The sequence below is a fragment of the Paenibacillus cisolokensis genome (assembly GCF_050481165.1).
In the GTDB taxonomy this organism is placed as follows: Bacteria; Bacillota; Bacilli; order Paenibacillales; family Paenibacillaceae; genus Paenibacillus_AH; species Paenibacillus_AH cisolokensis.
The window spans coordinates 1-21,120 of record NZ_JBCNFP010000098.1 but is presented as its reverse complement, the minus strand read 5'-3'; the positions used below and the strand labels follow the sequence as shown (position 1 = coordinate 21,120).

General features: G+C 60.2%; 20 protein-coding genes. 12 read left to right on the top strand and 8 right to left on the bottom strand.

Going from position 1 to position 21,120, the window contains the following annotated elements; genetic code table 11:
* Positions 1 to 26 precede the first annotated feature (26 nt).
* From ABEV74_RS16280 to ABEV74_RS16245, 8 genes are all read left to right on the top strand, one after another.
* Positions 27 to 842: a ZIP family metal transporter gene (locus ABEV74_RS16280; protein ID WP_430147556.1), complete on the top strand. Its 816-nt coding sequence runs from the start codon at positions 27 to 29 to the stop codon at positions 840 to 842.
* A gap of 193 nt (positions 843 to 1,035) precedes the next feature.
* Complete coding sequence (locus ABEV74_RS16275; protein WP_062494922.1) at positions 1,036 to 1,998, top strand: aldolase catalytic domain-containing protein; 963 nt, start codon at positions 1,036 to 1,038, stop codon at positions 1,996 to 1,998.
* Positions 1,999 to 2,171: 173 nt separating this feature from the next.
* Positions 2,172 to 2,906 (top strand): FadR/GntR family transcriptional regulator, encoded by a 735-nt coding sequence (locus ABEV74_RS16270; RefSeq protein WP_430147553.1) that lies wholly within the window; start codon positions 2,172 to 2,174, stop codon positions 2,904 to 2,906.
* Positions 2,907 to 3,040: 134 nt separating this feature from the next.
* Positions 3,041 to 3,772 carry a (Fe-S)-binding protein gene (locus ABEV74_RS16265; protein WP_430147550.1) on the top strand — a complete coding sequence of 244 codons (732 nt, stop codon included), beginning with the start codon at positions 3,041 to 3,043 and terminating at the stop codon, positions 3,770 to 3,772.
* Positions 3,769 to 5,277 (top strand): LutB/LldF family L-lactate oxidation iron-sulfur protein, encoded by a 1,509-nt coding sequence (locus ABEV74_RS16260; RefSeq protein WP_430147547.1) that lies wholly within the window; start codon positions 3,769 to 3,771, stop codon positions 5,275 to 5,277. Before ABEV74_RS16265 ends, ABEV74_RS16260 begins: the two co-directional genes overlap by 4 nt.
* Positions 5,274 to 6,068: a LutC/YkgG family protein gene (locus tag ABEV74_RS16255; RefSeq protein ID WP_430147544.1), complete on the top strand. Its 795-nt coding sequence runs from the start codon at positions 5,274 to 5,276 to the stop codon at positions 6,066 to 6,068. Before ABEV74_RS16260 ends, ABEV74_RS16255 begins: the two co-directional genes overlap by 4 nt.
* Positions 6,069 to 6,459: 391 nt before the next feature.
* On the top strand, positions 6,460 to 6,918 hold the full coding sequence (locus tag ABEV74_RS16250) for a MarR family transcriptional regulator (protein WP_430147542.1): 459 nt from the start codon (positions 6,460 to 6,462) through the stop codon (positions 6,916 to 6,918).
* The gene (locus tag ABEV74_RS16245; RefSeq protein ID WP_430147539.1) at positions 6,915 to 10,106 is read left to right on the top strand and encodes an efflux RND transporter permease subunit; all 3,192 of its coding nucleotides are present in this window, start codon (positions 6,915 to 6,917) and stop codon (positions 10,104 to 10,106) included. The genes ABEV74_RS16250 and ABEV74_RS16245 overlap by 4 nt, the downstream gene beginning before the upstream one ends.
* Before the next feature lie 150 nt (positions 10,107 to 10,256).
* On the opposite strand, the gene ABEV74_RS16240 is transcribed toward ABEV74_RS16245, so the two are convergent.
* Together ABEV74_RS16240 and ABEV74_RS16235 are read right to left on the bottom strand one after the other, a co-directional pair.
* On the bottom strand, positions 10,257 to 10,703 hold the full coding sequence (locus ABEV74_RS16240; protein WP_213530834.1) for a hypothetical protein: 447 nt from the start codon (positions 10,701 to 10,703) through the stop codon (positions 10,257 to 10,259).
* Between the two features lie 19 nt (positions 10,704 to 10,722).
* Positions 10,723 to 11,355 (bottom strand): iron-containing redox enzyme family protein, encoded by a 633-nt coding sequence (locus tag ABEV74_RS16235; protein WP_430147536.1) that lies wholly within the window; start codon positions 11,353 to 11,355, stop codon positions 10,723 to 10,725.
* 207 nt (positions 11,356 to 11,562) lie between these two features.
* On the opposite strand from ABEV74_RS16235, the gene ABEV74_RS16230 reads away from it, so the two are divergent.
* Positions 11,563 to 12,156, top strand: a complete 594-nt coding sequence (locus ABEV74_RS16230; RefSeq protein ID WP_430147533.1) for a hypothetical protein — start codon at positions 11,563 to 11,565, stop codon at positions 12,154 to 12,156.
* A gap of 11 nt (positions 12,157 to 12,167) precedes the next feature.
* On the opposite strand, the gene ABEV74_RS16225 is transcribed toward ABEV74_RS16230, so the two are convergent.
* Entirely contained in the window at positions 12,168 to 12,473 is a 306-nt protein-coding gene (locus ABEV74_RS16225; protein ID WP_430147530.1) for a hypothetical protein, read from the bottom strand.
* 207 nt (positions 12,474 to 12,680) lie between these two features.
* Here ABEV74_RS16225 and ABEV74_RS16220 point away from each other — a divergent pair, with 207 nt between their 5' ends.
* Entirely contained in the window at positions 12,681 to 14,054 is a 1,374-nt protein-coding gene (locus ABEV74_RS16220; protein ID WP_430147528.1) for a VWA domain-containing protein, read from the top strand.
* Here the strand turns inward: ABEV74_RS16220 and ABEV74_RS16215 are convergent.
* Genes ABEV74_RS16215 through ABEV74_RS16195 form a run of 5 tightly spaced genes read right to left on the bottom strand, consistent with a single transcriptional unit; the run spans position 14,017 to position 19,428 of the window.
* Complete coding sequence (locus tag ABEV74_RS16215; protein WP_213531817.1) at positions 14,017 to 14,886, bottom strand: ATP-binding cassette domain-containing protein; 870 nt, start codon at positions 14,884 to 14,886, stop codon at positions 14,017 to 14,019. The genes ABEV74_RS16220 and ABEV74_RS16215 overlap by 38 nt on opposite strands.
* An 18-nt stretch (positions 14,887 to 14,904) precedes the next feature.
* Entirely contained in the window at positions 14,905 to 15,729 is an 825-nt protein-coding gene (locus ABEV74_RS16210) for a hypothetical protein (protein WP_430147524.1), read from the bottom strand.
* The gene (locus ABEV74_RS16205) at positions 15,707 to 16,303 is read right to left on the bottom strand and encodes an RNA polymerase sigma factor (RefSeq protein ID WP_430147521.1); all 597 of its coding nucleotides are present in this window, start codon (positions 16,301 to 16,303) and stop codon (positions 15,707 to 15,709) included. The genes ABEV74_RS16210 and ABEV74_RS16205 overlap by 23 nt, the downstream gene beginning before the upstream one ends.
* A gap of 33 nt (positions 16,304 to 16,336) precedes the next feature.
* The gene (locus tag ABEV74_RS16200; RefSeq protein ID WP_430147518.1) at positions 16,337 to 18,556 is read right to left on the bottom strand and encodes a hypothetical protein; all 2,220 of its coding nucleotides are present in this window, start codon (positions 18,554 to 18,556) and stop codon (positions 16,337 to 16,339) included.
* Entirely contained in the window at positions 18,553 to 19,428 is an 876-nt protein-coding gene (locus ABEV74_RS16195) for an ATP-binding cassette domain-containing protein (protein WP_430147515.1), read from the bottom strand. Before ABEV74_RS16195 ends, ABEV74_RS16200 begins: the two co-directional genes overlap by 4 nt.
* 422 nt (positions 19,429 to 19,850) lie before the next feature.
* On the opposite strand from ABEV74_RS16195, the gene pxpB reads away from it, so the two are divergent.
* Positions 19,851 to 20,654, top strand: a complete 804-nt coding sequence (gene pxpB, locus ABEV74_RS16190) for a 5-oxoprolinase subunit PxpB (RefSeq protein WP_430147513.1) — start codon at positions 19,851 to 19,853, stop codon at positions 20,652 to 20,654.
* A 7-nt stretch (positions 20,655 to 20,661) separates the two neighbouring features.
* A partial coding sequence (locus tag ABEV74_RS16185) for a 5-oxoprolinase subunit C family protein (RefSeq protein WP_430147510.1) occupies positions 20,662 to 21,120 on the top strand: 459 nt, incomplete at its 3' end.

Here is a 21,120-nt window from a genome sequence, read left to right as displayed (position 1 = left end):
ATAGGAAAAGGGGCTGATGATGGAGCATGTGGGACTGGTTCGCTTCGCAAGGTGCGGTGACGCAGGCGCTTGCGGGCACGCTGTTCACCTGGTTCATGACGGCGGTGGGCGCCTCGCTCGTTTTTTTCACGCGCATTGTCAATGAAAGGTTTATGGACGCGATGCTCGGCTTTGCCGGCGGCGTCATGATTGCGGCCAGCTATTGGTCGCTTCTCGCTCCCGCTCTCGAGATGGGAGAAGAGGGGCCGCTGCCCGCCTGGATTCCCGCAGCGACGGGATTTATGCTGGGCGGCGTGTTTCTGTGGCTCGTCAACCGGTTTTTGCCGCACGAGCATCCGAACGCGCCCGTGACGGCCGGCACTCGTACCGGGCCGCTGATGAACCGCCGCAGCACGTTGCTCGTGCTGGCGATTACGCTGCACAACATTCCCGAAGGGCTCGCGGTCGGCGTCGCCTTCGGGGCTGTAGCGGCCGATCTGAGCGGCGCCTCGCTGAGCGGCGCCCTCGCGCTGGCGCTCGGCATCGGCATTCAGAATTTTCCGGAAGGCACTGCTGTGGCGATGCCGCTTCGCCGGGAAGGAATGTCCCGCAGACGCAGCTTTTTCTACGGCCAGCTGTCGGGGATGTTCGAACCGATCGCCGCCGTTGTCGGCGCGGCCGCCGTCCTGTTCATCGAGCCGCTCTTGCCTTATGCGCTCAGCTTCGCGGCGGGCGCGATGATTTTCGTCGTCGCCGAAGAAGTCATTCCGAGTTCGCAGGAGCACGGTCATAAAAGCATGGCGTCGATGAGCCTGATGGCCGGATTCGCCGTCATGATGATATTGGACGTGGCGCTCGGCTGAAGCGGGGCCGACGCCTTCCGAATGCCTCGCCCGGCAGGCCGGAAGCCCGGCTGAAGTGGATTTTACCGCATGAAGCTGCGATGCCGATTGTCCGCCAATGGTCTGCAAAATGTTTTGCGTTCCGGTATCATTTCAAGTATTATGAATAGATATAGCATTCATAACTTGTAACCGGAAAAAGGAGCAACAGCATATGAGTTCAAAAACGAGCCATTGCAAAATCGTCGATTGCACAATCCGCGACGGCGGCCTTGTGAACAACTGGGATTTCAGCGTCGAATTCGTTCAATATTTATATCAATGCCTGAACGAGGCCGGCGTCGATTATATGGAGATCGGCTACAAAAACTCGCCGAAGCTGCTGAAGGGCGCCGATTCGGCCGGCCCCTGGCGGTTTCTGGACGACGGCTTTCTGCGCGAAGTCATCCCGAACAAAGGCCGGACGAAGCTGTCCGCCCTCGTCGATATCGGCCGTGTGGACGAGAACGACATTTTGCCGCGCAGCGAAAGCCTGCTTGATCTGATCCGCGTAGCCTGCTACATCCAGGATGTGGACAAGGCGCTCGAGCTTGTTCAAATCTTCCATGACCGCGGCTACGAGACGACGATCAACATTATGGCGCTGTCGAACGTCATGGAAAATCAGCTTGTCGAGGCATTCGATCTGATCCGGGAAAGCGTGGTCGATGTCGTATACATCGTCGATTCCTACGGCAGCCTGAAGCCGAACGACATCGTATATTTGGTGGACAAGTTCCGCAGCCATCTGCCGAATAAACGTCTTGGCGTGCATACGCACAACAATATGCAGCTTGCGTTCGCCAACACGCTGACGGCGGCCGAGAAAGGCGTGGAGTTGCTGGACGCCTCCGTTTACGGCATGGGCCGGGCGGCGGGCAATTGCACGACGGAGCTGCTTGTGGCGCATTTGCAAAATACGAAGTACAACGTTCGTCCCGTTCTCGATATGATCGAGAAGTATATGATTCCGCTCCGCGAGAAGGAAGAATGGGGCTACCTTATTCCGTACATGATTACCGGCATGCTGGACGAGCATCCGCGTTCCGCCATGGCGCTCCGCGCTTCCGCGGACAAAGACAAATGCGTCGATTTCTACGACAAGCTGACGACACCCGAAGTCGCGCATTCCAAGTAAGCCATTGCCGTATAAATCGAGCCCGGGCGCTGCCCGGGCTTTCGGCTGCCGCAGGAGAGACTGCGCAGAAGTGACTGCGCAGGCGGGACTGCGCAGAAGGGCTGCCGCAGAAGGGACACTGCCGCAGGCGGCATGAGACCGTAAGGCCGGAATCCGGCGGAATGGAGGGGGCTATGGCGTTTTCTAAAGTGTCGACCAAAAAAGTTTATGAGCTGATTGCCGAGCAGTTGAAGGACCATATTGTCGGCGGCGGCTGGAAAGCCGGCGATAAACTGCCGTCGACGAAGGAGCTGTCGGAGCAGTTTCAGGTCGGACGTTCGACGATGCGGGAAGCGCTCAGCGCGCTGAAAGCGATGGGACTCATCGAAATCCGCCACGGCGAGGGCTGCTTCGTTCGTTCGGTGGATTCGGCCGATCTTCGGCTGACGCAATTCGAATCGCTGCTGCTGAACCGTAAGACAGTGCTGGAGCTGCTGGAAGCGCGCAAGGCGCTGGAAATTTCCAACGCCGCCCTTGCCGCCGAGAAGCGGACGGCCGACGACGTCGCCGAATTCGAGAAGCTTATGGCGAACATGGAGGACGGCATCGGCGACGAGGAGCGGGGGGAAACGGCCGACATCCGGTTCCACCGGCTGCTGGCGGAAGCGACGCACAATTCGATCATGGTGAAGCTTCTCGAATCGATCTCGTCGCAGATGGAGATGGCGATCCGGGAAACCCGGCGCATTCAGATGTACAGCAGCAAAGAGGTGTCCCTCCGGCTGTGGCGCGAGCATGCCGCCATTTTCGAAGCGGTGAAGGCGGGCGATGCGGCGGCCGCGCAGGAGCGGATGCGGGAACATCTGCATCATGTCGAGCAGGTGCTGCTCCGGTATCTGGGGGGCGACATGAAGCCGCGCGACCGATAGCGGCGGAGACGCTATTATTTTTACGCTCCCCTCTTTCTTTTTTGATAGATGTCTGATAACCTGATAATTAAGAAGGTCACATGCTGCAAACGGCCTTTGCAGACTTTAGCGTAGACGAAAGGATGCGGACCGCATTGAAAGTTTCGATCTTCATTACTTGTCTGTCGGATCTCCTCTACCCCGAAGTGGGGGAGAGCGTCGTCCGGATTTTAAGCGATTACGGTTGTGACGTCGATTTTCCGGAAATGCAGGTCTGCTGCGGACAACCGGCGTTCAACAGCGGCTACCAGGACGAGGCGCGAGAAGTGGCGCGCGGCATCATTCGCGCCTTCGAGCACAGCGAATATGTCGTATCGCCTTCCGGCTCGTGCACGGGTATGATTCATCATTATTATCCGCATTTATTTCGGGACGATCCCGAATGGCTGGCGAAGGCGGAAGCGCTTACGGCCAAGACGTACGAATTCTCGCAATTTCTTGTCAACGTGCTCGGCGTCGTCGATCTGAAAGCGAAATTTCCGCACCGCGTCACGTATCATCCGTCCTGCCACGCCATGCGGCTGCTCGGCGTTCGGGAAGAACCGATGAAGCTCTTGCGGCATATCGAGGGCTTGAAGTATGAAGAGCTGCCCCGCAAGGAAGACTGCTGCGGCTTCGGCGGCACATTCTCGGTGAAGATGGCGGATATGTCCGAAGCGATGGTGTGCGACAAGGCCGCCTGCGTCTGCGAGACCGGAGCGGAGGTGCTGGTCGGCACCGACATGGGCTGCCTGATGAACATCGGCGGCAGGCTGAACAAGGAAGGCAAGCCGGTGCGCGTCATGCATCTGGCACAGGTGCTGGACGAAGGGAGGAACAGCCGATGAGCGGTTCGGCGGCAACCGGAACGGCGCATCCAGACGAGCGGATCGGCTCGGGGCTGAAAAGCCGGGCGAAGCGGGCGCTGGGCGATGAGTTTTTGCGCAAGGCGGTCGCCTTTACGACGGATAAGCTGAGAAAGGGAAGGCTGGATGCGGCGGATATGCTGGGCGATTGGGAAGCGTGGCGCGAGCGCGCCAGGGCGATCCGGTCGCATACGATCAGCCATTTGGATTATTACCTCGGGCAGTTTGCCGACAATGTGCAGAAGCGCGGCGGGCATGTCTATTTTTGCAGTGACGGGCGCGAAGCGGTGAAGACGTTTCTGAGCATCGCCGAACGGCACAAGGCGAAGCTGGTCGCGAAAGGCAAGTCGATGGTATCCGAGGAGATTCATCTCAACCATCATCTCGAAGAGCGCGGCATCGAAGCGATCGAGACCGATCTCGGGGAATACATTTTGCAATTGGCCAGAGAAACGCCCTCGCATCTGATCATTCCGGCGATTCATAAAAACAAGTCGCAGATTGCCGCGCTGTTCGAGGAGGATGCCGGACGTCCTTTCGAGCCGGAGACGAAGGTGCTCGCGGCATATGCGCGGCAGAAGCTGCGGAATTATTTTTTGGAGGCGGACATCGGCTTGACGGGCTGCAACTTCGGCGTGGCCGAATCGGGCTCGATCACGCTCGTCTCCAATGAAGGCAACGGACGGATGGTATCGACGCTGCCGAAGGTTCATGTCGTCGTAATGGGGATGGAGCGGCTCGTCCCGACGTTCGAAGATTTGGAAGTGGTGCTCAATATGCTGGCGCGCAGCGCTACGGGTCAGAAGCTGACGACGTATACGTCGATTCTGACGGGGCCGAAGCAGGAAGGGGATCTCGACGGGCCGGAGGAGCTGCACGTCATCATTCTCGACAACGGACGCTCCAATCAGCTTGGCGATCCGATATTCCAGGAAGTGCTCAATTGCATCCGTTGCGCGGCTTGCCTGAACGTCTGTCCGGTCTACCGCCATGTCGGCGGCCATACGTACGGCACCGTCTACAGCGGTCCGATCGGCGCGGTGCTGACGCCGCTGCTGCAGCAGGACATGAAGGAAGCGGGAACGCTGGCCTACGCTTCCAGTCTGTGCGGGGCTTGCTACGAAGCGTGTCCCGTCAAAATTCCGCTGCACGACATGCTCGTCCATCTTCGCCACCGCAAAGTGAAGATGAAGCTGACGTCGCTTCCGGAGCGGGTCGCATTCAAGTCCTACGCGACCATGTTCGGCAACATTACGCTGTATAAGCTGGCGACCCGGTCGGCTTACTACGCCCAGCTGCCGCTTGTGCGGGAGGGCAAGATCAAGAGCGGTCCGCCGCCGTTGTCGGGCTGGACGCAATCGCGCTTCATGCCGATGCTGCCGAAGCGTTCGTTCCGCGACCGATGGGCGGAGCTGCAGCAGGAATTGGCGCAGCGCAAGACAGACGGCGCCGCTCCGAACGGAACCCGGAAGGAGGAGAAGCGATGACGAAGCCGGGCACGATGACGGGGAAAGAAGCATTCATGCAAAATATTGCCCGCCGGCTCGGACGAAGCGAGCCGCTTCGCGAGGCGCCGGCTCGCATGCTGAAGGGCGTGCCGGAATTTTATCGCGACCGCAAGCTGCACGGGGACGAGCTGGTGGAGGAATTCAGCCGCAACTGGATGGCGCTCAGCGGCAAAGTGCTGCTTGTGGGCGAAGCCGAGGCGGCGGTGACAATCGGGGCGTATGCGCGGGAAATTTGCAAAGAGCACGGCATCGAACGCGCCGCGCGCTGGGATCACCCCGAGCTGAACAAGCTCGGACTGGATGAGACGCTGGCCGAAGACGGCATCGCCGTGCTGCCGTGGCGGCCGGACGGCGCCGAAATCGCCGGTCTTGCGGACGGCGGCGCAAAGCCGGATTCGTCCGGAGCCGCGGGCAATTGGGCGCGCCGTTCCGCATTGCTGCGGGCGGCCGAGACGTGCCGGCTCGGCATCGTCTGGCCGGACGTCGCGATCGCGAACACCGCGACGCTGGCGCTGTTCAGCCATGGCGGCAAAGGCCGCTCCGTCAGTCTGCTGACGGACGCGCTGCTGGCGGTATTCCGCGCCGACCAGCTCGTTACGCGCATGGGCGAGGCTTTCGAACGGTTCAAGGCGGCGCATCCGACGTTGGAGTCGATGCCGTCGTCGCTGAACCTGATTACGGGACCGAGCCGCAGCGCCGATATCGAGAACGATTTGACGATCGGCATACACGGCCCCGGCAAAGTATACGCGGTCATTATTCGCCCGTGACCCGAGCTTGCCGCAGGACAGCGGCAAAGCGGCAAGAAGAAGACGGACTGCGGCCTTGCAGGGCGCGCAGTCCGTTCGCGTTTTGGCGGATGATTCATGCAAATCGGGCGAGCCGGGCAATGAACGAACCCGGGAGCGAACGCATGAAGCGGGGGATTATCAATAGATAAAGCCGTCCGGGCTGGCGGCGGGGATGCCGGAAAACTGCTGGACGCTCATCTGGACGACCCGGACGGCGACGACTCGGGCGTCTGGTATGCGGAAATATGGAGCGCGGCCGATCTGTCGCGATTGGTTGAAAGCGGGCTGTTGCTGTGATATAGTTCAATAATGAAACTGTATCATAGGTGAACGAATTGGGACAAGAGAAACAGACAGAGAGGGAGGATGTATGGACGGCAACATGCTGGAGCAGCTGATCGAGCGCTACGAAATGGCGACGTTCTCCGTCAACCGGAGCCTGCACGTCATCCTGCGCGACCGGATGCCCGCCCAGCTCACGATCGAGCAGTATGGCGTGCTCCGCTACATCGAGAGCCGGCAACTATGCCATTCGTCCGATTTGGCGGAATTTATGTGCGTCGGCAAAAGCGCCATAACGGCCATCGTGACGCGGCTCGTCGACAAAGGGCTGGTCGGCCGGAAGCCGGACGATCGCGACAGGCGAATGATCTGGCTTTATTTGACGCCGGAGGGCAAGCGGATGGTTGCGGATTGCAAAGCGGCGATCGGCCGGATGCTGGCCGGGTATATCGGGTATTTCGAGGAAAAGGAAGCGCTCGGTTTTATCGAAACGTATGAGAAGCTTGCCGCCGTCATGGCGGAGGACGAGAGGAGAAACAGGGAATGAAAACCGTCGTCAAGCTGAGATGGCTGATTCTGGCGCTGTGGATCGCCGCAGCGGCGGCATTGGCCGCCGGCGCGCCGGACATGGCGGCCCTCGTGCGGGACAAAGGGCAGATTACGTTACCGGAAGGCTATTCGTCTTCCGTGGCCGGCGAACTGCTCGCGGAATTCAAGGCGAGCGGGTCGGAAGGGGAAGGCGAGAAAGAGATATCGGCGGTTCTCGTTTTTCACCGGGATGAAGGTTTGCGCGACGAGGACTGGAAGGAGATCGAACGCGGCATCGGGCTGCTGAAGGAAGGCCGGGATACATACGGCATCACCTCGGTTCTGACTCATTTCGACAACGAGGAATTGAAGGAGCAGTTCGCGGCCGAAGACGGCCGGACGGTACTGGCGATCGTCAACGCCGCGGCGGACGGGCGGACGGCCGCCGAGTTGCGGGACGATCTGTACGAAGCGCTGGCCGGTGTGAACGTGGAGCATTATTATACGGCGGAATGGCTCATCAACGAAGATGTCATTCAGAGCTCCCAGGACGGCTTGCACAGAACCGAATGGATAACGGTCATCCTATTGCTCGTCATCTTGCTGATCGTATTTCGTTCGTTTATCGCGCCGCTCATTCCGCTGCTGACGGTGGGGATCAGCTATCTGGTATCCCAGTCGGTCGTTGCCTATCTGGTGGATTGGGTCGATTTCCCGCTGTCCAACTTTACGCAAATTTTTCTGGTGGCGGTTCTGTTCGGGATCGGCACCGATTACTGCATCCTGCTGATCAGCCGTTTCAAGGAAGAATTGTCGCACGGCCGGGACCGGACCGAAGCGATCGTCGAAACGTACCGGACGGCGGGGAAAACGGTCCTTTATGCCGGCGCCGTCGTGCTAATCGGCTTCGCCTCGATCGGGCTGTCCACATTTTCGCTGTACCGGTCCGCCGTTGCCGTAGCGGTCGGCATTGCCGTCATGCTGCTGGCGCTCGTGACGCTTGTGCCGTTCTTTATGGCGGTGCTCGGCAAGGCGATATTCTGGCCGTCCAGAGGGAAGCTGGAGCATCGGGACAACGCGCTGTGGGGAGCGGTCGGCCGGTTCTCGCTGCGCCGGCCGCTGTGGGCGCTCGTGCTGATCGCCGTGCTGGCGGCGCCGTTCCTGGCCGCTTATCAGGGACTGACCTCCTTTAATTCGCTGGAGGAAATTGGCGACAAATACAATTCGGTCAAAGCATTCAACGCGATCGCGGACAGCTTCGGCCCCGGGGAATCGATGCCTGCCGAGGTGGTCGTGAAAGCGAAGGTGCCGCTCGACACGCAGCAGGGAATGGCGGCGATCGAACGCGTCAGCCGGGAGCTGATGCAAGTTGACGGGGTGAGCGCGGTGCGCAGCGCCGCCCGGCCGACCGGAAGCGCGCCGGACGATTTCCGCGTCGCGAACCAGATGGAGACGGTCGGCAGCGGGCTCAGCGAAGGCGAGGAAGCGCTCGGACAAATTGGCGAAGGCTTGAGCGAAGCGAGCCGGGCGCTCGGCGAGAATGCGCCGAAGCTGGAGGAAGCGGCAGGCGGCGTGTCGCAGCTGATTGCAGGCACGAACGAATTGAGGCAAGGCGTCGTGCAGCTCGGGGATGCGCTCAAGGCGATCGAGAGCGGACTGAAGGACGGCAGCAAAGGCGCGTCGGAGCTGGCCGCCGGCATGAAGCAGGCGCAGGACAGCGCCGAACAGCTGGCCGCAGGAGCGGCCGAGCTGCAGCGCAGCTACGAGCAGCTCGGCGGCGGACTGCAGCAGCTTAAGCAGGCATACGGCGAAGCGGCGAAGCAGGCTGCCGGACTATCGGACGGCCTGGCCCGAGTCGGACAGGGGCTCAGCGGTCTCGCCCGGAAATATCCCGATCTGCAATCGGACGAAGACTTTATTGCGCTGCAGGGCGCCGTATCCGAGCTCGAGCAGGGCGCTTCGCGTCTCGGCGGCGGTCTTGCGCAGCTGAACGAGCAGTTGTCCGGCGTTGCGTCCGGGCTGAATCAGGCCAATGCCGGATTCCGTCAGGCGTCCGCCGGCCAGGCGGAACTGGCGAAGGGACTGCGGGCACTGACCGCCGGCATCGGCGAGCTGCAGCGGGGGATCGCCCGGGCGGCTGACGGCCAAGGGCGAATCGTCGGCGAAATGACATCGATGACGAACGGCTTCGATCAAATGATCGAGGGGCAGAAAGAGCTGCAAGACGGTTTTGCCGAGCTGAACGGCCAGCTTGAGGAGCTGACGAAAGGACTGACGCAAAGCGCTGACGGACTGCTGCAAATTAAAGGCGGGTTGTCGGAGGCGGGAAGTTATTTGAACGGTCTGGCCGGGGAGCGCGACAACGATCTGAGCGGATGGTATTTGCCGGACGAAGCGCTTCAATCGGAACAGTTCCGGACGATACTCGATACGTATATGTCCGCCGATCGCACGATGACGACCTTCCAGGTCGTGCTGGACGGCAACCCGTACGATGAACGGATGCTCGGTACGATCGATCTGGTGAAGGAGGCCGTAAAACGCGGCATCAAGGATACGCCGCTGGAAGGCGCGGAAATTGCGGTCGGGGGCGTATCGAGCATGAACAACGACCTCAGCCATGTATCCGGAGAAGACTACTCGCGGACGGTCGTGGTCGTTATTGCGGCGATTTCGCTCATTCTCATTTTGCTGTTCCGTTCTGTCGTCATTCCGATTTATGTCATGCTGTCGCTGCTGCTGACGTTTTTCACGTCGATGGCGGTGACGGAAGCGATTTTCGTCCATCTGCTCGGATACAGCGGCATCAGCTGGGCGGTCCCGTTCTTCGGCTTCGTGATGCTGATGGCGCTCGGCGTCGACTACAGCATTTTCTTGATGGGCCGGTTTAAGGAATACCGGCACTTGCCGCCCGGAGAAGCGATTTTGACGGCCATGAAGAAGATGGGGGGCGTCATTATTTCCGCCGCTGTCATCCTTGGAGGAACGTTCGCGGCGATGCTTCCTTCCGGCGTGTTGTCGCTGCTGCAAATCGCCACGATCGTTCTCGTCGGCCTGTTCCTGTACGCGCTCGTCATGCTGCCGCTCTTCATTCCGGTCATGGTGCGCACGTTCGGCGAGGCGAACTGGTGGCCGTTCATGAGAAGCGGCGAACGGCTGGCCGACGAAAGCCCGGCCGCTTCCGGACGGACCGTGCAGGACGTCTGAGCGAGGGACATTCCGCCCGGCGGAAGCGGCTTGACCGCAGCAGAAAGCAGAAAGCAGAAAGCGCCCGATCCGCATGCAAGCGAATCGGGCGCTTGTTTCACCTGCCGGCCGCAGCCCGGCCCGTCCGGCGAACGCTGTCTTAAAGAGCCGTTATCTCGGTTTGACGATGTCGTTCGCGGCGATGCCGAGAAATTCGAACGCTTCGCGGAGCATCACGCTGTCGTCGTCGTTCCAGAAGCTTTGGCTCACCCGGGCAATTTCCGAATTGCGGGAGATGCGGTCCATCTGCATTTTCATAATGGCGCCGCTGCACAGCACCGCGACCTTGGAAACGAGCGGAAATACGGTGCGCTGCGCATCTTCCCATATGTCGTTCACTTCGGGCGAAAATACGATCGCCCGGCCGTTGCGGATCATAAAGCGGTTGTCCACGAGCAGCTTCGGTTTGACGGGGGCGAATCCTTTCACCGAGCGGACGATGATGTCGGCCGCTTCGGTCGCTTCTTCCGTCGTCAGGCTGTCGAGCACTTGCCAGGCGAATACTTCGTTTGCTTTGTCGATGTGATGAATAAATTTCTGTCTGAGATTTGATGCCATAATGCCAGCTTGCTCCTCCTTATTCGAACCAGGAGGCGAGCATTTTGTCCAATGTGTCGCACGTATATTTGACAAGATGCTTCGCTTCCCGCAACTCCTTGTCGGTCATGCCTCCGATGAGGTGGTAGACGTCGCTGTGCTCTTCATCGGCTTCGCAGTGAATCGCCCAATATTCCAGGTTGTCGAAACCGATTTCCTTCAGGATGCCGTAAGCGTGCAGGTATACGGCATGGGCGAAGCCTTCGCTCGTGCTGTTGATAATGAGCATTGACATCTGCTCGCTCATCGAAGCGACTGCACGATATTGAAGGGAAATAAAATGCTCCGTTTCATAATTCGGCAGCGATCGCTCGGGGTCCTCCAGGCCGATTCCGATCATCCATTTGCGCAGCATCTCGGCGTGGTCTTTCTCCTCCTCGTAATGGGTGGAGAACACATCGTGCCCGACATCCGGAAACCGTTCCCAGCGAAGCTTCAGCAGCTCGCCAAAATGTTTCGACAGATGATACAGATGTCTGCACCACTTGAAATGCTCGGCCTTCGCTTCCTTTGGAAACTGGCGGAAAAAAGGGTTTTCCTTCTTCACTCTTGCCAGCTCGCTGTCGATGATTTCCTTGATGCTCTCGACAACTTCAGCAGCATTGGACGTCATTTCATCACTCCTTTTGAGCTTCATAAGCTTCATATCATTGTATACATCGGTAAATTATCCCTAAAAATGAAGATGCGGATAGATCTCCGGTCGGATATCTCGAACCGGTCAAGAGTCTCGGGAACTGCCGCTTCCATCCGTTTGCCCGGTTGCACATCGGTGAAAGCGTTGTTACAATGTTTCCATTAAGAATGGAGGTGCGAATCTATGTCCAGCCAATTGCAAGCGATCGTCAGGACGCTCGAATTGCGCACGCCCGCGCAGCCGCTCACGCCCGTCAACGTATGGGACGAAGAGTTGGACCGGCGAATTTCGAGCCTGACCGAAGAAGATTTGCCGATCGGGAGAGGCGGAAGGGAAACGCTCGATACCGTAAAGGCGGGGCTCCACTTGTGGAACGACAACCTCTTCGCCTCGCATGAGCTGGTGCAAAACATCGATACGCCAACCGGAAGTTACTGGCACGGCATTATGCATCGGATGGAGGGCGACTACCCGAACGCCAAATACTGGTTCAGGCAAACGGGACGCCACCCGGCGATGATTCGGCTGATCCGCGAAGCGTCCGCCTGGCTGAAGACGGAAGCCGGACTGTTCGATATGCAGGAGAGCGAAGGTCGGGCGGGATTAATGAAGTTGGCGGCAGAAAGCGAATGGAACCCTTACTGGTTCGTCGATCTGGTCGAGCTTCTGGAAAGAGGAAGGGCGGACCGTTCGCTGCGCCCGATTCTGGAACATATTCAGCGGCTTGAAATCAAAGCGTTGATCGAGTCGACGATATTCGGTGATCCGGCCGGGTAAACCGGTTGCCGCTACCCGATTCCTTCCAATTCACCGTCCCCGCGTACGGCCGCCGAACCGCGCGTTACGTTCGGATGCATGAAGCCGATGCCTCGCAGAACCCGTCCATCCGTCGTCACCGCGCTCAGCGCAATCCGGATATTATCGCTTGCGGCGAGCGCTTCGAGCAGCTCCTTCGGCTCGATGCCTTCGATATCCGCGTACCAGAACCGGGTGCCCAGATCGGTCACGACAACGATGCGGCCCTCCCTGAACGATAGCGGCGTCGTTACGTATTCTCTCGTCACTTCGATTGCTGTCAATTCATACTCGTCCATACTGCTGCCTCCCGGTTAGCTGCCTGAAAATATTTGCATCGTTCAAGCGGTTCGTTCCCGTCTTCCCGACCGTTCGCGAAGATGGGATGAGCCGCTTTTCCTTCGAACATACGTTTGATACATATGGTAAAGGATTACGTTTCCGTCTGCAACAATTTCCGGTTTTTAGCCGTCAATATGCGAAACGTGCATAGGGGGAAGATCGGAATGGACGGTGAAAAAGAAAGAAAAAAAGAACGGACGCGTAGAGTACCCGGGGCTGTCGTCGCAGCTGTGATCCGGTTTGCCATCGTTTGTCTGCTTGCCGCGGGCTGCGCGACAGGCGAACGCCATGACGGCGAGGCGAGCGATGCTGCGCGGAACGCCGGTTCCGCCGAGACCGAATCGGCCGCTTCGGCGCAGGGTGCGGACGCCGGCCTGCATTCGCCAGGCTCGGCTGCGAAGGCGGAAGATCGGACGGGCGTATCGGAGTCCGTATCGCCGGAAGGGGAGCGGAGCCGCCATCATGATAAGAGAGGCGGCGGACCGCAACCCCAGGCCGGCCAATTGACCGCTGGAGAGTGGAGCGATCTGGACGATTGGGAAGGATGGACGGATCAGCTGAACGGCAGGGATGCGGACCGCTACCGGAAAAGTTGGCTGTTTTTCGGATTTGACCGTATCGCCGTGCAGGTGATGGATGGCGAAAGGCCGGTAGCCGACGCCGAGGTGACGGCAATATCGGGGAAACAGCCGTTATGGACGGCCCGCACCGACATAAACGGGATGGCTTATCTGTTTCCGGTATTGTTCGATGAGGACGACCAACGCGCCGAAGCGCCGAACGGATACGGCATCGAGGTGCGTGCCGGCCAAGCCGTCAAACGGGTCGGCGAGACCGGCTTTTCGCGGAACGAGCCGCTTGTCGTCGATATAAGCGATGCGCCCAGGCCTTCCGATACCGTCGATATTTTGTTCGCGATCGATACGACCGGCTCCATGTCCGACGAGCTGCAGTATCTGGAGGAAGAGTTGAAGGATGTCATAGCCAGAGTGGCCCGGGACAACGGCCGGCAGTTGGACATTCGGCTCAGTCCGAACTTCTACCGCGATGTGCATGACGATTATGTCGTACGTTCGTTTCCGTTCACGCGGGATGTGGATCGGGCGGTAAGACAAATCGCGAAGCAGGAGGCTTCCGGCGGCGGCGACTATCCGGAAGCGGTCGAAGAGGCGCTGCGGGAGGCGATCGAGGAGCATGAATGGAGCGAAGAGGCGAGAGCGCGGCTGCTCTTCCTCGTGCTCGACGCCCCGCCCCGCGAGGAAGCGGCGCGGGAAATTCACCGGCTGACGCGCCGGGCGGCGGAGGAAGGCATTCGCATCATACCGGTCGCTTCAAGCGGCGTCGATGCGGCCACCGAATATTTGCTCCGGTTTCTGGCCGTCTCGACCGGAGGAACGTATCTCTTTCTGACCGACGACAGCGGCATCGGCAACGACCATCTGGAACCGGCTGTCGGCGAATATGAAGTCAAGCTGCTCAACGATCTGCTGGTGGAAGTGATTAACCGGTATTGCGGATTTGGGAAAGCGACCTTATGAAATAGGCGTCTTCCATCGTCGGCGGCTGCCGTATGAAGCCGGGACCGGGCGCCTGTGCGGCCAGCATCCGCACCGCCAGGCGGCCGTGCTCCGGCCGCACGTGAATGACCGAATCGTGGGGAAGCGCCGCATATGCCGCTTCGTCCGTGATGCCTTCCCAGACGGAAAGCGGCAGTTGTCCGGTCCATGCCGCCGTCGTTCCGTAGAAGAGCGGGCGCCCGTCGTGCAGCCACAAAATGCGGCGCGCCCACGCGTTCCATTCGTTCAGCTCGTGAGTGGAAACGACGACGATGCGGTCCCGGGAATATTCGGCCAGATGACGGATGAACTGCAGCCGTTCCAGGGAATCCATCGCGTTGAGCGGCTCGTCGAGAAACAGGTAATCGGGCGAGCCGATCCACGCTTGCGCAAGGGCGATCCGCTGCCGGACACCGTGCGGCAGCGTTTTGATTTTGCGGTTGCGGTACGGTTCGAGCCGGAACAACGCGATAATCCGGTCGATTTCGCCGGTCACGGCGCCGCCCTTCAACTCGGCAAGATAGCGGAGCAGTCGGACCGTCTTCAAATCTTCATAAAGCTCGATGCCGGTCGGCACGAAGCCGATCGAAGCCCGAATGGCAGGCAAATCCCGGTCGACCGACCGCCCATGGTACAGAATTTGGCCGGATGTCGGCAGCTCCGCTGTCGCGAGCAAGTGAAGCAGCGACGATTTGCCGGCCCCGTTGCGTCCGACGAGCAGCGTAATGCCCGGCATAAGCGTCATGCGCGGCACGGCAACTTCGAATTGCGATCCCGGCCTGCGCCAGCGGAGCTGATCAATCTCGAGCATCATATCGCCTCCTGGCAGTCGTCATGATCCCGCTTTGGCGATCTTCATCCCGATGCTGCGCCGGTAGGCAAGCCGCAGCAGCAGCAGTCCCGCAGCCAGCCCGGCGGCCTGCAGCGTCATCTGAATGTCGTCCGCAAGCAGCCCCGACGACCGGTTCAACAGATCGGAGCCGTTCCAGGCGATCCACGAAATGCAGGAGCAAGCGAATGCGGTTTTGACGCCTTTGCGCATCATGATATAGGCCGTAATGCCGCCGACGAGAACGAGAACCGACATCCATTGCAGCAAAAACGGCAGCAAGGGAAAGCGGTCGAGCCTGGCCAGCAGGTACAGCGAGACGATGGCGCCGAGCACGACCGTCAAGATGACGACGAGCAGCATCCGGCACAGGATCAGCAGCGCCGGCGGATAAGGCGTAATGCTCTCCACGAGACGCATCTCGCGGTTCTGGCTGCGGAAGCTGTACAGCATGCCGGCGAGCAGCGTCGCGGGCAGCACCAGCGCGAACATATCGCCGATTATCGCGTAATTGGAATAGTTGTTGAACGTGGACGAGATGAGCAGCAGCATGACGAGCACGCTTAACCCGGCAAGCCAATACATTTTCGGATAAGCGTGAAGCTGGGCCTTCATCAGCTTGGCAAGTGACGGCTGATAAGGGACGCGCTTGCTTTCCGCGGCGGGAAAGGCGTTGACCGCATGGCGCATATCGTCAAATGCCGGCTGAAGCGCCTGAAGCAGTCTGGCCGTATCCCCGGATGTTACCGGGTGAACCGTATAGGCGGAAAGCGGCCCCCGCATCTCGTCTTCCAGCTGTTTCAGTTCATGATCGTTTGGCATGCTCAAATCGCTCACCTCCTTTGGTAGCGTTGCGCTGTCCGGTCGTTTCCGGATGCAGACGCGTCTTCAGCTTTCGCAGCGCCTTGTACAGATACGTTTTGACCGAACCGAGCGGGAGCCCGGTAACGTCGGCGATATCCTGCAGCTTCATGTCCTGGTAGAAGCGCAGCGTTACGATTTCCCGCTGCACCTCCGGCAGTTCGTCCAGCGTCTCCATAATTTCCCTGCGGGTTTCTTGCCGCTCCGCCAGCTCTACGACCGACGGACTGGCATCGTGCTGTTCGGGCGGTTCGCCAAAACGGTTTTTCTCGCTTTTATAAGCGGCGCTTTTCCAGTAATCGCGGCACATATTCATGGCTACCCGGTACAGCCACGCCTGCAAATTGTCCGGAATGCGCTTTTCCTTCAACTGGCGGATCAGCCGCAAAAACGTTTCCTGCACGAAATCTTCGACACGACCGGGATCGCGCAGGTGGCGGTACAAATATCCGGACAGCGGAGCATGGTAGCGGTGCACGAGCGCTTCGAAGGAAGCCTGGTCGCCGCGCGCCATTCCCCGCAGCAATTCCTCGTCCGTCAAACGTCTCTCCCCTTTCTGCCTTGCGGCAAAACGTCATTTCGGTAGTTTCAAAAGGTCCGCGTCACCGGGCATCGCCCTGTTCCAGGCTTCCGCCCAATCGTCCGCCGTAATGATCGGGTACTCCTGCACGTATTGGCCGTTCGGCCCGTCATGGTAGACGGAAATGGACAGCCCCCGATCCCAGAACGAAGCGAGCACCTGCCATACTTTCGCCTCGTCGCCGCGCGCGATAGCCCGGTCGATCATGGATTTCATCATGTGCCAATATTCCGTTTCGATAATCGGCTTGAACGGAATGATCCGGTTATCGCGGTCAGCCATATACAGGATCGCCGAACGGATTTCCGTTACGAGCGAGAATTCGGATTCCGGAGAATGGCTTGCATCGATCTGATAGCTGTTCGTATCGCCGAACAGGATCAGCTCCATCGTATGATAAAGGATCTGCGAGCTGCTCATCATTTGCGGATAGACCGGCAGCAGCAGCGTATGGCCGACTTTTTGCTCGAACGGCCAAAACGATGTCAGATCAATGCTTTCCATCGGGAAGTACAAAATCCGCTCGATGCTGTCGAGGCGCCTTCCCCACGATTCATAATATTCCCGTATCGAGCGAATCCTTTGCAGCAAGTTTTCCGCATCACGCATGCTTCCCGGCGTCGTCACGACGGTAATCGGTTCGCCGCTTACGGATACTTCGCGGAAATGGCCGCCGAACAGCGACAGCCCTTTGCTGTCCGCTTCGTAAAACCGCTTCATTCCGCTATGCCCGCTGTCGGCGGCTTCCGGGATCGACGCGTACAGGGGACCGTCGAAACCGGTCAGCGTGGCGCGGAAATCGCTGTGAAAAAAGAGATCCGCATCTTTCCGGGCACCCAATATTCTGTCGTATAACATATAGAACAGGCTGTCCCCGCCGGGGAGCGGATACCATCCACTGTACGACGGCAGATAGATGTTGTCGCCGCGAATAAAAGATAAATATCCGTCCCAAGAGGAACCGTATGCCCAGACCGTCATGTCGCCGCCGTATTCGACGACGAGCCGCTGCTCGCCGGTCCGGCCGCGCAGCGAAGCGGACGGAATATGCAGATAAGCCCCTTCCCGCACAGCTTCGACCGGCGTCCCGTTCAACTCGGTGCGCGTCACCTTCAGCAGCGGATGAAGCAGAAACGTAATATAGCCCGGCTTGTGCGATTTGACTTCGCGGACGCCCGCGGCGGCCGGAACCGGCTTTCCGTCCGCGACGGGAAACCGGATGCTCGCTACGGCGCCGAACGCATCGTCTGCACGCCGCACGACGTTCAGATCGTAGGACGATGCACGAAAGGCGTAGCGGCTCTGCGGCTGCGTTTCGCCCATCGACCAGAGGGGAGCGCCCGTTCCGAGCGTCGCCATCATTTCGTAGCGTTCGTGCCACAGACCGGCGTACGGCACGAAGGCCGCGACTGCGGCGGCGAACGCGACGAGCGTCAACAGCCGGGGACGTTTCGGATGGAGCAGCGAGCGTGTCCCGGAGATGCGCGCCCACGACCAGACGAGCATGAACAGTCCGAAGACGACGGCGAACGGGACGAGCCGCGCATATTCTTCCGCTGCGAGTGGGACGCTCCACACTTCGTTGCTCCATAACGATGTATGAAAAAAATGGTTGAGAAAAAATGCCCTTACCGGATAGAAATGGAGACTTTGCGCCACGAACAGCTGCAGAAAGATCGCGCCGAATACCCAGCCGCAAAACGCGATCGGCAGCGAAAAGCGGGCCGGCATCAGTGCGCCGAGCAGCAGCCCGAGCGCGAGCGAGATGCCGTAGTATGTCTCGTACATGAAACCGGTAAGCGTCAGTACGCCGGCGATCGAAGACAGCGGTATGCCGTGTTTCAGCGCGCAAATGGCGTAAGCGGCGGAAATTGCCAGCGTGAACAGGCTCATATACAGGAAGCCTGCAAGCCATTTGGTGCCGATGATCGTCCAGTTGGATACCGGAAGGCTGAGGCTCCATTCGTAAGACGGGTGAAGCGTGTCCCGGCGAATAAGCATGACGCCGAGCAGCACCGGTACGGCGAGCGTAACCGTCATCAGCACGGCATGGCTTTCGAAGGCCAGCAAGTTGTCGTCGGCCATATCGTACACGTTCCCGCCGAGCAGCCTGATCGCCATATACAGACCGGCCGCCGGAGGCAGCAGCAGCGGCCAGCGGTATTTCAGAAGCAGGCGCAGCTCCAGCGCCAGTTGGGCCATCCAGCGGGTCATCGGAAATCCACCGCCTGACGTCCGCTGATGAGCGAGATGTAGCCTTCCTCCATCGTCGGCTCGGCCTGAACCGCGTAAGGAGTCGGAGGCTGCGCGCCGAGCGCCCGGCATATAATGCCGTCGGACGTTTCCCGGGCCGACAGAAGGCCGTCAAGGCGCAGCCGCGACCATTCGAAATGCGACGCCTCCCATGTCCATACGCGCCGATCGGCGAAGCTGGCCAGTCCGGACGGACCGCCCTGATACAGCAGCCGTCCTTCGCTGAGCACGAGAAGGTTGCGGCAGCTCGATTGAATATCGCTCAGCACATGGGTGGACAGCAGAACGGTCCGGGTCAGGGCCGCTTCGGCCAGCACGTTGCGCAGCCGGACCCGTTCCTCGGGATCGAGACCGGCCGTCGGCTCGTCGACGATGACGACGTCGGGGGAGCCGATTAACGCTTGGCCGATGCCGAGCCGTTTGATCATTCCGCCGGAGTAGGTGCGGGCCGGACGGTCGGCTTGCTTCGTCAGATTGACCGCATGCAGCGTCCGCTCCACGGCTTCCTCGACGGCCGCGCGGCCGCCAAGTCCCTTGACGCGCGCGACATGGCGGAGCCATTCGCGGGCGGTAAGCTGCGGATACATGCGGAAAACCTGCGGCACATAGCCGATTCTGCTCCGCACCTTGCGTCCGTCGCGGACGGACACGCCGTCGAGCATGGCGTCGCCTGACGATGGCTGCAGCAGCCCGGCCAGCAGCCGCATCAGCGTCGACTTGCCGGCTCCGTTCGGGCCGAGCAGCCCGTGCATGCCCGGACCGAGTCTAAGATTGAGCGGGTACAGCGCCCAATCGGATTTATATCGTTTGCCTAATCGTTCGGCCGTCAGCATTGCGGCGTTCTACCTCCTGAACAGTCGGCGAAACGAAGCTTGCGGCCAGCCGGCTGTCGCAGCCAGCCTATCGCGGTCTTCGCGGATGCGCCAGCTCCATGGCGCGAGCGGGTGTCATGCCGCATGAAGACCGGTTGCGCCGCCTTTATCGTTGCGCCTACCCCAAAGACGAAACGGACTTTATAAAAGTTTTAACTTTTGTTCGGGGTGTATGGACTTTTTCAACAGAATGGTACACACTTGGTTTTAACGGTTTGGTTCAAATATAAATTTTTAAGTTTTACCGCGAACAGTACGTGAACAGTATGTCCTCAGACAGAGACGACGGAGCCGTTTCCGCTTGGGTCCCATTTTACCATATCGAAGCTTGTCGTTATACCTGCGGCCCGGGCCGTGTATAATGAAAGAAAGGATGAGAGCCGATGGCGGAACAGGTGAGAAAAGAACGGATCGGACTGCCGCAATCCCGGGACTGGCGGATCGCTCCGGCCGGGGATCGCGCGCTCGTGCTGGAAGCCGCCGATTTGCCGGAGGACGGCTGGCGGCTTATGGCGCTGGCCGCCTCCGTGCTGAACGAGGCGCGGCCCGAGTGGATCGTCGATATCGTGCCGGCCTATGCGACGGTTACGATCGTCTACGATCCGGTCCGGCTTCTGCGGTCGGCCGGCGGCGGCCGATTTGGCGCAGCATGGAACGGGCAGGAGACGGGGGCCGGCAGCAACGGGGAAGGCAGGCCGCCGCTGCCGTACGAGCTGGCCGCCGAAGAGGTTCGCCGGCTGCTGGACGGCAGGCAAGGACGGGAGGCGGACAGGCCGCGCACGATCCGCATTCCGGTCATATACGGCGGAACGGACGGGCCGGATTTGGCGGAGGCCGCCGATAGAGCCGGCATGACGCCGGAAGCGCTCGTCGCCAGGCATGCCGGGGCGGAGTATACGGTCGTTATGATCGGCTTTATGCCGGGCTTTCCCTATTTGATCGGGCTGCCGCCGGAATTGGCGCAGCCGCGGAGAAGTCCGCCGCGGGTCCGGGTGCCGGCCGGCTCGGTCGGCATCGCGGGCATGCAGACGGGCGTGTATCCGTTGGCGACGCCGGGCGGCTGGCAAATTATCGGGCGGACCCCGATGAAGCTGTTCGATCCCGATGCGGCGGAGGCCGCACTGCTGCGTCCGGGAGACAAGGTTCGGTTCGTGGCGGCAAGTGACAACATCGAAGGAATCGGGTGAGCGGAGGTTGACGTTACAGGTAGTTCGGCCGGGGGCGCTTACGACCGTGCAGGATTTGGGGCGGCCCGGATATCGCGCGGCAGGGCTTGGCGAAGGCGGAGCGATGGACAAGTATGCGCTGCGAGTCGCCAATCTGCTGGTCGGCAACGAAGAATCCGCCGCCGCGCTCGAGATGACGTTGGCCGGTCCCGAGCTTGAAGCCGGCTGCGATCTGCTAGTCGCCGTCTGCGGCGCTTACATGTCGCCGCGCCTGGACGGCGAAGAGCTGCCGATGTGGCGGCCCGTGCTCGTTCCCCGCGGCGCGCGGCTGTCTTTCGGCAGCGCGAAATTCGGCTGCCGCGCCTATCTCGCGGTGGCCGGCGGCATCGACGTGCCGCTTGTGCTCGGCAGCCGCAGCACGGACCTGCGCGCCGGCATCGGCGGCTTCTCCGGCCGCGCGCTGGCTGCGGGCGACGCGCTGCCGTGC